20 protein-coding genes are annotated in these 15388 nt (G+C 37.9%); 11 read left to right on the top strand and 9 right to left on the bottom strand.

Annotated features, from left to right (window positions below; genetic code table 11):
- Window positions 1-164 precede the first annotated feature (164 nt).
- Window positions 165-1877: a T9SS type A sorting domain-containing protein gene (locus FORMB_RS09350; protein WP_157498130.1), complete on the bottom strand. Its 1713-nt coding sequence runs from the start codon at window positions 1875-1877 to the stop codon at window positions 165-167.
- A 225-nt stretch (window positions 1878-2102) separates the two neighbouring features.
- Between FORMB_RS09350 and FORMB_RS09355 the strand changes: the two genes are divergently transcribed.
- The 9 genes from FORMB_RS09355 (at window position 2103) to FORMB_RS09395 (ending at window position 8381) form a co-directional block, all read left to right on the top strand.
- Complete coding sequence (locus tag FORMB_RS09355) at window positions 2103-2792, top strand: response regulator transcription factor (protein ID WP_069677198.1); 690 nt, start codon at window positions 2103-2105, stop codon at window positions 2790-2792.
- Complete coding sequence (locus FORMB_RS09360; protein ID WP_069677199.1) at window positions 2792-3838, top strand: sensor histidine kinase; 1047 nt, start codon at window positions 2792-2794, stop codon at window positions 3836-3838. Before FORMB_RS09355 ends, FORMB_RS09360 begins: the two co-directional genes overlap by 1 nt.
- Window positions 3839-3878: 40 nt before the next feature.
- The gene (gene trmB / locus FORMB_RS09365; RefSeq protein WP_069677956.1) at window positions 3879-4553 is read left to right on the top strand and encodes a tRNA (guanosine(46)-N7)-methyltransferase TrmB; all 675 of its coding nucleotides are present in this window, start codon (window positions 3879-3881) and stop codon (window positions 4551-4553) included.
- A gap of 3 nt (window positions 4554-4556) precedes the next feature.
- Complete coding sequence (locus tag FORMB_RS09370; RefSeq protein WP_069677200.1) at window positions 4557-5186, top strand: LysE family translocator; 630 nt, start codon at window positions 4557-4559, stop codon at window positions 5184-5186.
- A gap of 5 nt (window positions 5187-5191) precedes the next feature.
- Window positions 5192-5518: an MGMT family protein gene (locus tag FORMB_RS09375; RefSeq protein ID WP_069677201.1), complete on the top strand. Its 327-nt coding sequence runs from the start codon at window positions 5192-5194 to the stop codon at window positions 5516-5518.
- 90 nt (window positions 5519-5608) lie between these two features.
- A complete protein-coding gene (locus tag FORMB_RS09380; RefSeq protein ID WP_069677202.1) occupies window positions 5609-6742 on the top strand; it encodes an Mrp/NBP35 family ATP-binding protein in 1134 nt (377 codons plus the stop codon).
- Between the two features lie 5 nt (window positions 6743-6747).
- Complete coding sequence (locus tag FORMB_RS09385) at window positions 6748-6990, top strand: NifU family protein (protein ID WP_069677203.1); 243 nt, start codon at window positions 6748-6750, stop codon at window positions 6988-6990.
- 3 nt (window positions 6991-6993) lie between these two features.
- On the top strand, window positions 6994-8049 hold the full coding sequence (locus tag FORMB_RS09390) for an NAD(P)/FAD-dependent oxidoreductase (protein ID WP_069677204.1): 1056 nt from the start codon (window positions 6994-6996) through the stop codon (window positions 8047-8049).
- Window positions 8049-8381: a 2Fe-2S iron-sulfur cluster-binding protein gene (locus FORMB_RS09395; RefSeq protein ID WP_069677205.1), complete on the top strand. Its 333-nt coding sequence runs from the start codon at window positions 8049-8051 to the stop codon at window positions 8379-8381. Before FORMB_RS09390 ends, FORMB_RS09395 begins: the two co-directional genes overlap by 1 nt.
- A 21-nt stretch (window positions 8382-8402) precedes the next feature.
- Here FORMB_RS09395 and FORMB_RS09400 read toward each other — a convergent pair whose 3' ends face one another.
- The 5 genes from FORMB_RS09400 to FORMB_RS09420 all read right to left on the bottom strand — a co-directional run bounded on the left by FORMB_RS09400 (window position 8403) and on the right by FORMB_RS09420 (window position 12352).
- The gene (locus FORMB_RS09400) at window positions 8403-9137 is read right to left on the bottom strand and encodes an SGNH/GDSL hydrolase family protein (protein WP_069677957.1); all 735 of its coding nucleotides are present in this window, start codon (window positions 9135-9137) and stop codon (window positions 8403-8405) included.
- Between the two features lie 16 nt (window positions 9138-9153).
- Window positions 9154-10332 carry an acyl-CoA dehydrogenase family protein gene (locus FORMB_RS09405; RefSeq protein ID WP_069677206.1) on the bottom strand — a complete coding sequence of 393 codons (1179 nt, stop codon included), beginning with the start codon at window positions 10330-10332 and terminating at the stop codon, window positions 9154-9156.
- 90 nt (window positions 10333-10422) lie between these two features.
- Window positions 10423-11136 carry a tRNA1(Val) (adenine(37)-N6)-methyltransferase gene (locus FORMB_RS09410; RefSeq protein WP_069677207.1) on the bottom strand — a complete coding sequence of 238 codons (714 nt, stop codon included), beginning with the start codon at window positions 11134-11136 and terminating at the stop codon, window positions 10423-10425.
- On the bottom strand, window positions 11136-11663 hold the full coding sequence (rimM, locus tag FORMB_RS09415; protein ID WP_069677208.1) for a ribosome maturation factor RimM: 528 nt from the start codon (window positions 11661-11663) through the stop codon (window positions 11136-11138). The genes FORMB_RS09410 and rimM overlap by 1 nt, the downstream gene beginning before the upstream one ends.
- A 68-nt stretch (window positions 11664-11731) precedes the next feature.
- Window positions 11732-12352, bottom strand: coding sequence for a 30S ribosomal protein S16 (locus FORMB_RS09420; RefSeq protein ID WP_069677209.1), 621 nt, complete (start codon window positions 12350-12352; stop codon window positions 11732-11734).
- Between the two features lie 168 nt (window positions 12353-12520).
- Here FORMB_RS09420 and FORMB_RS09425 point away from each other — a divergent pair, with 168 nt between their 5' ends.
- Window positions 12521-13000 (top strand): DUF6252 family protein, encoded by a 480-nt coding sequence (locus tag FORMB_RS09425; protein ID WP_069677210.1) that lies wholly within the window; start codon window positions 12521-12523, stop codon window positions 12998-13000.
- A gap of 117 nt (window positions 13001-13117) precedes the next feature.
- On the opposite strand, the gene FORMB_RS09430 is transcribed toward FORMB_RS09425, so the two are convergent.
- Window positions 13118-13564: a DUF1801 domain-containing protein gene (locus FORMB_RS09430; protein WP_069677211.1), complete on the bottom strand. Its 447-nt coding sequence runs from the start codon at window positions 13562-13564 to the stop codon at window positions 13118-13120.
- 14 nt (window positions 13565-13578) lie between these two features.
- Window positions 13579-13947, bottom strand: coding sequence for a DUF2200 domain-containing protein (locus FORMB_RS09435; protein ID WP_069677212.1), 369 nt, complete (start codon window positions 13945-13947; stop codon window positions 13579-13581).
- Between the two features lie 128 nt (window positions 13948-14075).
- On the opposite strand from FORMB_RS09435, the gene FORMB_RS13275 reads away from it, so the two are divergent.
- Window positions 14076-14210, top strand: a complete 135-nt coding sequence (locus tag FORMB_RS13275) for a hypothetical protein (protein ID WP_257784851.1) — start codon at window positions 14076-14078, stop codon at window positions 14208-14210.
- Between the two features lie 81 nt (window positions 14211-14291).
- Here FORMB_RS13275 and FORMB_RS09440 read toward each other — a convergent pair whose 3' ends face one another.
- The gene (locus FORMB_RS09440) at window positions 14292-15260 is read right to left on the bottom strand and encodes a class I SAM-dependent methyltransferase (RefSeq protein WP_069677213.1); all 969 of its coding nucleotides are present in this window, start codon (window positions 15258-15260) and stop codon (window positions 14292-14294) included.
- Window positions 15261-15388 lie beyond the last annotated feature (128 nt).

Here is a 15388-nt window from a genome sequence, read left to right on the forward strand (position 1 = left end):
TTAACAATTTATTATCAGTGACTTATGGGGTTTTAGCGCCATTGAGTTTAGATACCTCGACATAGTGTTTAAAGTATTTATAAATAATTAAAACAAAAAATACCTAAAACAAAAAGAGCGTTGCCAACTGGCAACGCTCTTTAAAAGTATTTAAAAAATTTAGATTACTGAATAATCAATTTTTTAGTAGTTGTTGCAGCCCCTTGTGTCAGCTTCACAATGTAAACTCCTGTGTTAAGAGTTGATACATTTAAGCGTCCATTTGCTACAGAAGCATTAAGAACTTGTTTTCCAAGAATGTCAAATACATTCGCTTGTACAGTTTCCGATCCAGTTGAAGAGATGTTTACAAAACCACTCTTGGCTGGGTTAGGATACAAGTTGAATGCGTTTAGAGCCTTAGGAGTCTCTGTTGATAATACGTTATAAACATCATCCCATGAAGTTCCTAATCTTAACTCATCCATAACGATTGAAGGTGTTTCAGTTGCTGAATCCTGACGAACCATAAACTGACTTAGCGTGTTGTTAGTAGAAGTTGAAACTTCAGTAATATCAGCAGTTGGCTCTACTTCGTCCCCTTTGTTTATCCATGCACTTGTAGTGTTGTTATCAAGGTCATAACTAAATACGACTAAGATCGTTTCGTTCAATGCGTAATCAGTTGTAGGTGCATCTACTTGAGTTAAAGCACCACCAGCACTGATTCCAATTCTATAGCTAGTTGCGCTTGTTGGAGAAATCCAAAGTCTAGAAATATAACTTCCGCTATCCGTTCTTAAAACACCAAAATACCCATCAACTGCAGCGGCATCAAAAGCAGTCACTTTAAGTAAAAAACTAGCATATATTGAACCTGTACTCGTAGGAGTGTAATGTACAACAGGATCTTTTCCTGTACCATCAAATGAAATTGAACCTGCAAGCCCTGCAGTTCCTAAGTAAGAAAGGCTGCCATTTTCTGTTAATACCTCATCACCAGAAAAGTAGTTGGTCCAAACTTGTTGATCTCCTAAATTTTCTCCTGCTGTATATGTGAAACTTTCTACAAATGGAAGTAGTTGACTTTGGTAAGTAGTAAACGTTGAAGTTGCAGTTACAGGCGTTGAAAGTGAAGCATCACTATTATCCACAAGTTCTACAGATATACTGTGAGATCCATAAGACAATCCAGTTAAAGCAATAGGGGTTGTGTCATATTGAGTCACACTAGCACCGCCATCAACGGAGTAATTAATATGTCCATCACCAGTGCCATTAGCGACATTAAAATTTTGAATACTTAAAGTAACGTCCACATCTTCACCTTCAGCATAATCTCCAGATCCTGGAGATACAATGGATAAAGCAGGATTGGCTACCGATTCTTTAAATACTGAGAAATCATCCCAATAAACGACACCACCAGAGTAAGTTCTGACTTCAAAATAGAAACCGTCCGCTGCCGCAGGAGCAGTTACAGTGGTTGTGTACTGTGTCCATGCACCAGCATTATTACTAAAATAAGCATCATTTGGACCTCGTAATTCACTAGCATTGTCATTTATACTTTCTCCAGCAGCTTTCCAGTAACTCCAAATTCTAGCGGTAGTCTCATCTCCAGAAGCAACTTTGTACCAAAGTGAGATCGTGTAAGAAGCACCAGGAATTATACCGGTAATTGTTTGTCCAAGATCTTTTGTTCCTCCAGTATGTTTTGCAGAGTTAGCACCTCCGTGGAATTCTACTGTTTCTTGTTCTGTGTTCTCTATTTTCGTAAAACTTGTTGGAGTGTTTGCATCGTCCCAAGATTCAAAATCGCCGTTGAGCATTATTTCTTGCCCAAAAGACAGGGTCGAAATTGTAAGCGCTAATAATAAAATGTAAATTTTTTTCATAATTAAAAAGTTTTTGGTTAAATTTTGTTGACTCAAATATAGAAAAGATTAAACAAATATTAAATAGTTTCCTAATTACTTAACAATTTATTATCAACAATTTATGAGATTCTCGGTTCGTTATATTAACATTATCATGTTGTTACTAAAGTGTTATTAAATTTATATGTTTCGTTACGGCACGTAATTTTCCTATCTTTATAAAAAATATGATACTTTAAATAAATGAGTAACGCGTCTATAAAAATCCTGTTGGTTGATGATGAGCCAGATATCTTAGAGATTTTAAGTTATAATCTATCAGCGGAAGGTTATCACATTTCAACAGCTTTTAATGGTATCGAAGCCGTGAAAAAAGCTAAAAAACACCAACCGCATCTGATTATTATGGATGTGATGATGCCCGAAATGGATGGCATCGAAGCCTGTGAAAAAATCCGAACCCTTCCCGAACTAAAAAATACCATTATCACTTTTTTAACCGCGCGTGGCGAAGATTATTCCCAAGTCGCTGGATTTGAAGCAGGAGCCGATGATTACATTACAAAACCCATCAAACCAAAAGTGTTGGTCAGTAAAATCAAATCGTTACTCAGACGTCTGAACGATGCTGCGCCCGAAGTAAATTCAGAAGTGATGAACATAGGTGATTTAACCATCGACAGAGAAGCTTATAAAATCATTTCTAAAGGCGTCGAAATTGTGTTGCCACGAAAAGAATTTGAATTGTTATCTTTGCTCGCATCCAAACCTGGGAAAGTATTTAAAAGAGACGAAATTCTCGATAAAGTATGGGGAAATGAAGTCGTTGTTGGTGGGCGAACCATTGATGTACACATCCGAAAACTGCGCGAAAAAATTGGAGATGATTCTTTTAAAACAATCAAAGGAGTAGGGTATAAGTTTCAATCTTGATGGACACTAAAATTAAAAACTCTCATAAATTTTCTATACTAACAGCGTTGTTCATAACGGTTACACAAACGCTCTTATTGGGTGTTTTTTTGTTTAGCTTTTCCCACGTAGAAGCGTCTTTTCTTTTATTCTGGTTCCTCTGTTCGTTTATGTTGACTTATCTAATCCTTCATTTACGACTTGAAACTTATGTCTTTAATAGTATCAAAAACATCTACAGAGATCTAACACTTTTAGATGCAGCTTCTTTTAATACCAGTCCAATCACTACCGATATGGAAAGCTTGTCTAAAGAAATTGACACCTATGCCAAGAACAAAAAATTAGAATTAGAGGCCTTAAAAATCCGAGAAGAATACCGAAAAGAATTTATAGGCAATGTGTCTCACGAACTGAAAACCCCGCTTTTTACAGTGCAAGGGTATATTTCAACACTGATTGATGGCGCAGCAGACGACCCAAAAATTAGAGATAAATATCTCAAACGGGCTGATAAAGGCGTCGACCGATTGATCTATATTGTGAAGGATTTAGACATGATTACCAAACTAGAAGTGGGCGATGCGAACCTCACCCTTGAAACATTCAACATCATTGAATCCATCACCAATGTGTTTGATTTGCTCGAAATTAAAGCAGAAAAGAAAAACATCTCCTTATTATTAGATACAAATTATCCAGTCCCTATTTTGGTGACTGCCGATCGTCAACGCATCCAGCAGGTGCTTACCAATTTGGTGGTCAACTCTATTAAATACGGACATCAAAATGGTACCACCGAAATTAGTGTAGAAAATTTAAATTCGGACAAACTCATTGTTCGAGTGACTGATAATGGCGAAGGCGTCGAAAGTAGCCATTTAACGCGGCTGTTTGAGCGTTTTTATCGCGTCGATAAAAGTGGCTCTCGAGAAGAAGGCGGTTCTGGTCTTGGCTTGTCCATCGTAAAACACATCATTGAAGCCCACGAGGAAAAGATCTATGTGGAAAGCAAATTTGGGATTGGAAGTGAATTCTCCTTTACACTTCAAAAACAAAACGAGTAATCCAGATTACTTTCCGTATTTTTGCCAAAAATTATTAGAAGTGGGCAGTAAAAATAAACTCAAACGATTCAATGAAAACGATACATTTCACAATGTATTTCAACCCAAACGCGAAGATTTAGTCGATGCGGTCTATCCGCTTAAGGGACAATGGAATCAGCAATTTTTTAAAAACAACAATCCGTTGGTCTTAGAACTCGGATGTGGAAAAGGCGAATATACCGTGGGACTTGCGGAACGCTATCCCAATAAAAATTTTATTGGAATCGATATTAAAGGCGCCCGATTTTGGAGAGGCGCCAAAACCGCCATTGAAAACGAGCTTCCCAATGTGGCTTTTATTCGTGCGCAAATAGAATTGGTAGAACAACTGTTCGCGACAAATGAGGTCGATGAAATCTGGATTACATTTCCAGACCCACAAATAAAATACAAGCGTACCAAACACAGAATGACCAACGATGCGTTTTTGAAACGTTATAAAAATATCCTAAACGATGATGGGATCGTGCATCTAAAAACAGACAGCGAATTCATGCACGGCTATACCTTAGGGCTTTTGCATGGACAAGGACATGAGGTGCAATATGCCAACCACGATGTGTACCGCCAAGAAGGCAGCCCCGAAGAAGTGACTGCCATTCAAACCTTTTATGAAAACCAGTATTTAGCCACTCAAAAAGCAATTACGTATATTAGATTTAAAATCAATTAAATTTTGGATATATCTATTGTATTTCTTTTGGGTCTTTCGTTCGCTTTTGTCGGAGTCATTCCTCCCGGAATGCTCAATATGTCGGCGGCCAAAATCAGCCTAAAAGAAGGGCACGTCCGAGGCTTTGTGTTCTCGATTGGTGTTTGTGTCATTGTAGGCGTTCAAACCTATTTAGCATTGATATTTGCCAAATACTTGAACCAACACCCCGATGTGATTGATGTTCTAAAACGAGTTGCATTGGTTCTTTTTATTTTAATTTCAATCTACTTTTTTCTCCTAGCCAAAAGCAATGCAACCCCCCAAGAAGTTGACACTTTTAAAAGCAAAAAAAGTCGCTTTTTTCAAGGTATATTGATGTCTGCCCTTAATGTATTTCCGATTCCCTATCAAGCGTATATCGTCACAACATTGTTGTCATACCAATTACTTTCATTGGACAATCTCTCTATAGGATCCTATATTGCAGGCGCAACTTCAGGAACTTTTATAGCCCTTTATATTTACATATTATTTTTTGATAAAATTAAAAGTTCAAAAATCACATCGCCCAAGCGGATGAATTATAGCATTGGAATTATTACCGCAATCGTCTCGATTACGACCTTGATAAACATCCTAAAGACCCCCTAGTTTATATGCACACAGAACCTCATTTTTTTGATAAATGTTACGAGGTAGCGCGCCAAATTCCTTATGGTCGAGTCACTAGTTATGGTGCCATTGCCACTTACCTTGGGGCTGCGCGAAGTGCACGCATGGTTGGTTATGCCATGACGGCTTCTCACGGGAAAGATGTCCCCGCACATCGAGTGGTGAACCGAATAGGTCTATTGACTGGAAAACACCATTTTGAAGGCACCAACCTGATGCAGCAATTATTAGAAAACGAAGGCTTACAGATTATAGACAACCAAATTCAAGAATTTGAAGCTGTGTTTTGGGATCCTGCAAAAGAACTCTAGTTTTATAGTGTATCATTTCCTAAAATCCACTTCTGTTTTAAAACATTTCACTGTATATTTGTACTTTAGAATCCATCTAAATTAGAAACTTTGAAATTTAACAAACAAGATATTGAGCAAGCGCTCAAAACGATCACAGTTCCAGGCGAAGGTCAAAATATGATCGAAAGCAAAGCTGTCAAAAATATAATGGTTTTTGCAGATGAGGTCATTGTGGACATCACCATTTCCAATCCAAGCCTACAAGCCAAAAAACGAACGGAAGTTGACATCCTCAAAACCATTCATGAGTTGGTATATGCCAAAGCAAAAATTCAAGTGAATGTAAAAGTGGAAGCAGTAACTCAACCTAAAAATGAAATCAAAGGGAAGACCATTCCTGGAATTCAGAATATAGTCGCCGTTGCTTCTGGAAAAGGAGGCGTTGGTAAATCGACCGTGACTTCGAACCTTGCAGTGACACTTTCCAAAATGGGATTCAAAGTAGGGATTTTAGATGCCGATATTTATGGGCCATCCATTCCTATTATGTTTGATGTCCAAAACGAAAAACCTCTTGCGGTCAATGTTGATGGAAAATCAAAAATGAAACCTGTTGAAAGTTACGGTGTTAAAATTTTATCCATAGGATTTTTCACAAAGTCCGATCAAGCGGTTGTTTGGAGAGGGCCGATGGCTTCAAAAGCATTGAATCAAATGATTTTTGATGCAGCTTGGGGAGAATTGGATTTTCTTCTTATTGATTTACCTCCGGGAACAGGAGACATTCATTTGAGTATTATGCAATCCCTACCAATCACAGGCGCGGTCGTGGTAAGTACTCCACAAACCGTGGCACTTGCCGATGCCAAAAAAGGCGTTGCCATGTTTCAACAAGAAAGTATCAATGTGCCCGTTTTAGGAATCATTGAAAATATGGCCTATTTCACTCCAGAAGAATTGCCGGATAACAAATATTTTTTATTCGGAAAAGAAGGTGCGAAGCATTTGGCCGAAGATTTAAAGATTCCATTTTTAGGAGAAATTCCTTTGGTACAGAGTGTCAGAGAAGCAGGAGATTTAGGCCGACCAGCCGCCATGCAAGAGCACACTCCTATTGAAGCAGCTTTCAATACAATCACTCAAAATGTAGCGCAAGAAGTAGTGCGTAGAAATACAGCATTGCCTCCTACAGATGCAATTAAAATAACCACGATGGCAGGCTGTTCTGCGGTCAAAAAATAAAGGCTATGAGTTCAGAAGAAATTAGACTAAATGTTCAAAAAGCTTTAGATGAAATCCGTCCATATCTTGAAAATGATGGCGGTAATATCAATCTCATTGCCATCGAAAATGATGAAGTGGTCAAAGTGCAGTTAGTCGGTGCTTGTTCTTCTTGCAGTGTCAATCAAATGACCCTCAAGTCTGGCGTTGAAATGACCATAAAAAAATATGCACCACAAATTCAGTCGGTCATAAATATTGAAGATTAAAAAATGATTGAAACGGATATTTTAATTATAGGTGCAGGGCCTACAGGGTTGTTTACAGTGTTTGAAGCAGGACTTCTAAAAATGAAGTGTCATTTAATTGATGCCTTGCCACAAGCTGGCGGACAGTGTTCTGAAATTTATCCCAAAAAACCGATATACGACATTCCAGCATATCCCGAAATTTTGGCGGGCGATCTCACCGATAAATTATTGGAGCAATGCAAACAATTTGAGCCCGGTTTTACGTTGGGCGAACGCGCTGAGACCATCGAAAAGCAAGCCGATGGTTCCTTTGTTGTCACCACTAACAAAGGAACGCAACACAAGGCGCCCGTAGTAGCGATTGCAGGGGGGCTTGGTAGTTTTGAACCCCGCAAACCAAAGCTTGAAAACATAGAGTTTTACGAAGATAAAGGCGTCGCTTATATGATCAAAGACCCTGAAGTCTATCGAAATAAAAAAGTAGTCATTTCGGGTGGGGGTGACTCTGCTTTGGATTGGAGTATTTTTTTAAGTGAGGTTGCAAGTGAAGTCACTTTAATTCACCGACGGAATGAATTCCGAGGGGCTTTAGATTCAGTTGATAAAGTTCAAGAATTAAAAAATTCAGCTAAGATCAATATGATTACGCCTGCGGAAGTGACTGCTTTATATGGAGACACCCAGCTGGAAGCAATCGAAGTAACCAAGTCTGGAGAAGCGCCTATCCGAATAGAAACGGATAGCTTTATCCCCTTATTTGGACTGTCTCCAAAATTGGGACCTATTGGCGATTGGGGTTTAGAAATTGAAAAAAATGCAATCAAGGTGAATAATGCCCTTGATTATCAAACAAATATACCGGGTGTTTTTGCTATAGGAGATGTCAATACCTACCCCGGAAAACTAAAACTTATCCTCTGTGGTTTCCACGAGGCCACCCTCATGTGTCAGGCAGCTTATCAGATTATAAACCCTGGGAAGCGCTATGTTTTAAAATACACCACTGTAAGTGGAATTGATGGTTTTGATGGGACTCGTAAAGAAGCCCCAAAAGCCGTTGTAAAATCAATAAATTAATGGATCAAGATGTACAAATAAAAATCACAGATCGTGATGGACAATTACATGAAATCGCCGCCCCAGTTGATATGGCTTTAAACTTGATGGAAGTGGTTCGGTTGTATGAATTAGCGCCTGAAGGCACTATCGGAATTTGTGGAGGGATGGCGATGTGCGCCTCTTGCCAATGCTATGTTTTAACGGAGCATTCCCTTCGTGAAATGCAAGATGAAGAAGAAGCCATGCTAAGTGAAGCTTTTAATGTTAAACCGAACAGCCGTTTGGGATGCCAGATTCAAATCACCCCAGAAATGGAAGGTCTTGAAATTGAGTTAGCTCCCGAAGATTAACTCTCGTTTTTCAAACAAAATTTATTCTAAAATATCCAATGCTAAGGGCAAAATCCGCTCTACGAATTTGGTATAAGCAAGTGCTGAGGGATGTAGGTTATCTGAAGCAACCAGTGCTGGATTGTTCAATCCTTCCTGCGTAATATCAGTGATGTACACGTATTTTAAGTTGTTGTCCGTACAATAGGTTTGTGCAAATGAGTTGTACAATTCGAGTTGAGTGCTAATGTTTAGGGCGTTGCTGCCTTGACCGAATGGCGTGTATGCATAATCTGGAATCGAGACTACTATTAGTTTTGAAGCATCGCCTCCAATGAGTGAAATGGCGGTAGTCACAAGTTCTACAAATTCAGTTTCGTAAAGTTCAAACGGTTTGTTTTGATATTGATTATTAACGCCTATCAAAAGCGTGGCCAAATCAAAATCAGTTGGAGGTTCAGCTGTAGAAATGGCGTTTTTCAGGTTGCTGGTAGTCCAACCTGTTTGTGCTATGATTTCAAGATTAAAAGTATCAAGTACTGTAAAGCGTTCTTGTAAACTGTCTTTTAACTGTGCTGGAAACCGACAGCTTTCACAAACACTTTGCCCAATGGTATAACTGTCGCCAAGCGCAATGAGTTTGAAGTTTTGGGGATCCGCTGGAGTTTGAATTTCTGGGTCAGAACTCTCAGCAGGGGTGGGGGAGTCCGTACATGAATTACATCCCAAAAACGCAAGTCCTACTATCAGTGTGAGTACAATTGTTTTTAGACGCATATTTATAAAAATAAATTTATTTAAAGGCATTCAAACCTGTGATGTCAAATCCTGTGATTAATAAATGGATATCATGTGTCCCTTCATAAGTGATCACACTTTCTAGGTTCATAGAATGACGCATAATACTGTATTCGCCGCTAATGCCCATGCCGCCTAACATTTGTCGGGCTTCGCGTGCAATTTTTATAGCCATGTCCACATTGTTTCGTTTTGCCATTGAGATTTGTGCGGTCGTTGCACGGTCTTCATTTCTCAATACGCCCAAACGCCATGTTAATAATTGTGCTTTGGTAATTTCGGTAATCATCTCCGAAAGTTTCTTTTGTTGCAACTGAAATTGACCAATTGGTTTGCCAAATTGAATGCGTTCTTTGCTATATCTTAAAGCGGTATCGTAACAGTCCATTGCGGCACCAATGGCACCCCAAGCGATTCCGTAACGCGCTGAATCCAAGCAACCGAGTGGTGCGCCGAGTCCAGATTTATTAGGTAATAAGTTTTCTTTTGGAATTTTAACATTATCAAAAATAAGCTCGCCTGTTGAGCTTGCACGTAACGACCATTTGTTGTGCGTTTCAGGAGTTGTAAACCCTTCCATATCCCGTTCTACAATCAGTCCGTGAATACGGCCTTCTTCATTTTTTGCCCAGACAACTGCGACGTTCGCAATTGGAGAGTTTGAAATCCACATCTTCGCACCATTTAAAAGATAATGGTCGCCCATATCTTTAAAATTAGTGGTCATTCCGCCAGGGTTACTTCCGTGATCGGGTTCCGTCAATCCAAAACAACCAATCCACTCGCCACTTGCAAGTTTTGGCAAATATTTTTGACGCTGTTCTTCATTTCCATATTTCCAGATAGGATACATGACTAAGGACGATTGCACGGATGCGGTACTTCGTACACCAGAATCACCACGTTCGATTTCTTGCATGATCAATCCATAAGAAATTTGATCCAAGCCTGCACCACCATATTCTGTGGGGATGTAAGGTCCAAAGGCACCAATTTCTGCTAAACCTCCAATAATCTGAGTTGGAAATTCTGCGCGTTGCGCATACTCTTCTATAATAGGAGAGACATCTCTTTTGACCCAGTCACGAGCTGCACTTCTTACGAGTTTGTGCTCTTCAGATAATAAATCATCTATATTGTAATAGTCAGGTGCTTCAAATAAATCTGCTTTCATCGGTACTTTTTGTTTTTAATTCAATTTTAGATATTCAAAAATGAGAATTAGATAATATATATACAAAAATACTTATTCCACTTGAAAATTCTACAATTTTAAATAAAAATCTTTGGTCAGATTGGTATATTCTTTTGTGTACTGATGACGGGCGATCTCAATAATGAGTTCCTGTGTTTTGATGGTTTGTTTTTCAAACGTAAAACAAATCAAACTGCGCTTTACAGGGCTTGATTCTTGTCCTCTGACTTGTAAGATATGAGAGGGGTATAAACCTTCTTTTGCTGCCAACTCAATAAACGAATTTTCTTCACTAAACGGAATCACCAGATTGAACTGTCCCGTAGGGGATAGTAATTTAGAAACCGATTTTAGAAGTTCAGTGAAAGGCATGGCATCTTCAAAACGTGCCTTGTTGCGTTCCTCATTTTCTGTTTTAAAGGTGTCTGTATAGAAAGGTGGGTTTGAAATAATCAAGTCATATTGATCTTCGATTTCTTCTGTAAATTCATCCAGTGATGCATGGTAACAAAACAAACGATCGCCCCAATCGGAGGCTTCAAAATTTCCAACACATTGCTCGTAGGCGGCATCGTCAATTTCGATTGCGTCGATAAGTTCGGCTCCGCTTCGTTGTGCCAGCATCAATGCTAAAACGCCTGTACCAGCACCAATATCTAAGATGGAATTGGGTTGTGAGTCCAAACGTGCCCAAGCACCTAATAAGACGGAATCCGTCCCAATTTTCATCGCACAGTATTCTTGTGAAACGCTGAACTGTTTGAATCGAAAGGGCTTCGACATTATTCTAAGTATAATTCAATCAAACCCGGAGGGGTGTTGACCGTAATTGTTTTGGCTTCGCGATCTAGGTTTTTAATAAAATCGTCATTCATAGGAATCAAGATTTCAATCCCTTCTCGGTCCACTTCAAACAAGGCTTGAGAGGTAGAATCATTCACACCTTTGACGGTGCCTACAGGCCCAAAACTCTCATCGTTCAATTGATAGCCAATAATTTCATGAAAATAAAACTTCGTGCCGTCCAGTTTTGGTAGCAAATCTAAAGGCAAGTAGAGATCGCATTTCATTAAGGCATCTGCGTCGGCTTCGTTAGTAACGTCGTCAAACTTAAGTCGGAGTAAATCCGATTTATGCAGTTGCGATTTTTCAATAAAAAAAGGAATCAAAGTTCCATTCACTTCGATGAAAATAGCATCTAAGTTTTCGTAAATGTCGGGTTGATCGGTGTCTAGTTTTGCGAGGAGTTCTCCTTTGAAACTATACTTTTTCACGATTTTCCCTAAATAAAAACAGTCTTCTTTTGTCATGATTTAATGCATAAAAAAAACCTGACAAAAATTGCCAGGTTTTAAAGGTATAAAAAAATTTTATTTTTTTATTTTTCTTCAGTAGCTGGTGCTTCTGGAGTCGCTTCTTCAGTTGCAGGAGCCACTTCAACAGCTGGAGCTTCTTCAGCAGCAGCCTCAACAGCTGGAGCTTCCTCGGCAACAACTTCAGGTGCAGCTTCTTCAACAATAGGAGCCGCTTCTTCAATTACTTCTTCTACAACAGGTGCAGCAGCAGCAATACGTGCTTCATTGGTTGCTTTTTCAGCTTCAAATATTCTAGTAACTTCAGCGTCTTTAGCTTTTTCTAAATCACTTTTCTTAGCATCTACTTTAGATGTTTTATCATCTACCCAAGCTTGAAACTTAGCTTCTGCTTGCTCTTCAGTTAAAGCGCCTTTACGAACACCACCAACAAGGTGATTTTTCAACATTGCACCTCTGTAAGATAAAATTGACTTTGCAGTATCTGTAGGTTGTGCTCCATTTTGAAGCCATTTTACAGTCCCGTCAATATCAAGTTCAATTTGTGCAGGGTTGAAGTTTGGATTGTAAGTTCCTAATTTCTCAAGGTATTTACCATCTCTTTTTGAACGAGCATCGGCTGCTACGATCCAGTAAAAAGGTTTTCCTTTTTTACCGTGTCTTTGTAATCTAATTTTTACTGGCATAATAATTAATTTGTGAGGTTCTCGACCTCGGTTATTAATGAGAGCGCAAATATACTATATTTTTACTTTCTACAATCTTTTGTTTATTTTTTTTATACTTTTGAATCCAGATATCAAAGTGACCGATTATTGATGAATTCTGTCCCTTTTTAAAAAAGAACTTTAGTTATGAAAAAACTCCTCATGTCCCTACTTATAGTATTGACCCTTTTTGGGTGTCAAGATAATATCCAATCGAGTTTACCTGCTTTGCAAGGTTTAAAAAACGGTGATTTCACATGGCGGTCTTCCGCATCTACAGTGGTGGTAGCTGCCGATGGTACACTTACATTCACGGGATCGGATGGGTATGGAACCATGACGCTTCAAATCCCTACTGTGGCTTTAGGAACGTTTCCTTTAGGGGAAAATACCACGGCTTTAGTGACGTATTCTGAAGATGAATTTTCATATTCCACCAACAATAACGGCAATGCAAGCATTGTGTATGTGAGTGATGGTGCGATCATTATTGACGAACTAAATACAGTCACAGGAACCGTTACAGGTACTTTTTATTTTAATGCTTACACTGCCGACGGCGAACGCGTTATGAATTTTTCAGAAGGGGTGATTTATAAATTGCCTGTTACGGAAGGAACGTTGTAGGGGGTATTTCGCTAAGTCGGGAAATCGAAGATTCGACGCAGTCAAACTTTGCAAGAAATTGGTGTCACACGAAGGGATAGACTTCGTCGAATCTTCGATTTCGTGCATGAACGGGCGTTAACTGGTTTGTTTTATTCTGCAAGAACATTCGTGATGCTCGTTAATGTATTTAATTGATTCTATGCAGAGTTCTTTTAAAACCGAAATATTGATGTCAGAAAGTCTTTTCACATAAACACAAGCCTTTCCCATTTTGAATTTACCGAGTTCAGCTAATAATAATTCACTTTTTTTTGTATCAGAATAAACGTAGAGCGAGAACGCTACTTTTCTCGGTGAAAATCCAAGAACTGGCGCATCGCCTTCGTGTCCGCTTGCATATTTGTAATGGTAGTTGTCGAATCCGATAATTGTCGGCCCCCACATTTTGGGTTCAGCATTAGACCATTCCTGCATCAATTCGATCAAACGAAAACTATCCACTTTTTTCTGTTCGTTATCAACGTATGAGTTTATGAAATCAGTGACGTTTTCTCCTGTGTAAGTTGTCTTTGTTTTGGCCATAATTCCGATTTTGATTATTGCCTTAAAATTTTTTCCATCTTTCTACCTTTTGCCAATTCATCAATTAGCTTTTCCATACGTCTGCATTGTTTATACAATTCAAATTCATCCTCTATTTCTTCAATTCGATACCCACAAACGACTCCTTTAATCAAGTGTGCGTTTGGATGTATTTTAGCTTTTTGAAAAAATGTTCTAAAAGTTACTTTATCGTCGATAAGTGCTTGTAATTTACCTTCATCAAATCCAGTTAACCATTCGATTACTTGGTTTAGTTCATCCTTGGTTCTTCCATTTTTTACCAATCTATTCAGGTAAAGTGGATAAATAGATGCAAATATCATTTTTGCAACTTTTTCATTTTTTTCGGCTGTTACTTTCATCTTTATTTGATTTTGACTTATTTGGTGCTAACGCCGCGTTATACGCCGCGACGTTTTGGGTTTTGAGTTAAAGGCATCACGAATATGAGCGAAACAATGCCCGAGTGCACAGCAAACAAGGACGTTATATGAAGCGAAAACGTCAAAGCACCGTAGAACCTGTTTTTGGAACGCTCACTCAGAAACTGGTAAGAAGTGAGGCAAAATCACTTGCTTTTGTTTTTTTTAGAAATACCCCTCTTTATAAAGGTGTTTTGGTCTAGCGTAAGCCCTTCGAAAAAACAATACAGTACACTCATTTTTTAGTAAGGCATCTCATACATCGACTTGAAAAGGAAGATTTTTCACTTTTTTAGAGGACTTGTACAACGGTTACCGTTGTTATCACACGTCTTAGTCATTATTATTTTGTTATAACTATGTGTTTTTTTCATAATTGTATAGGGCATTATAATTCCAGAAATAGAATTTCTAACCAAATAAGAAGGCAGGCATAAAAGAATCATTTTAGCTAAAAATTTATTTTTCAAATATTTTTTAGAACCTTTATAAAGTCTTTTAAGATTTGGCATAATTGCTAATGATTTATCTTCATTGGTGTTTATTTCAAAACCTTTTATTTTAGAGACTTCTATCCAATATGAAATCTTATGAAATTTATTTACAGCGAGAGCTTTTTCACATAATGACACACTTTCTTTCATTAAATGACTCTTACCTTCAATATCTGTAACTCTAAAAGCATCATAGATAATAAACTTACCTCCTTTTTTAAGAATTCTGTTAACTTCTTTCATCAAAATTTCTATATTTTCAGAATGACAAAGAGTTTCCACTGCAAAAACTATATCAAAGGAATTATCATTAAATGGAATATCTTGAAAACTTCCATAATTAAAATTTAAATTATCAAATTGTTTCTCTTTTTTCTTCGCATAATTTAGCTGTGTTTCTGAAATATCAATACCATAAAACTTAGAAAAGTTGTGCTTTTCTGCTAATATTTTCGAGTTAAATCCTTTTCCGCACCCAAGTTCTAGAACTTTATTATTTTTTTTTACTAAGTGACTAATTTCAACTGCTTGTGTATAATACCCTTCAATATTATAAATTCCATCATAATTTATAGCCATATGAACAGACCCTTCTTTTGAATGAAAGAGACTGAAGGCTAAGCTACTATATTTATAGTATTTCTTAATTATTGAATCATCAATTTTTTGTTTTTTAAAGGAATTCAAATTAAAAACGTTTTTAATGCTAATTAAATCGTTTAATAAATTATCTTCTTTCTGAAAATGTTTGTTATCCATATAGCTTGTCTGTTTGTATGTGTGGTAACGCCGTGCTATACGCAGTGACGTTCTGGTTTTTGAATTTATGCATCTTTGATGCGATTAATTAAAAAGACAAAAAATAGTATCAAATTACGTTGTAGCGA

This window comes from Formosa sp. Hel1_33_131, from assembly GCF_001735745.1.
Lineage (GTDB): Bacteria > Bacteroidota > Bacteroidia > Flavobacteriales > Flavobacteriaceae > Hel1-33-131.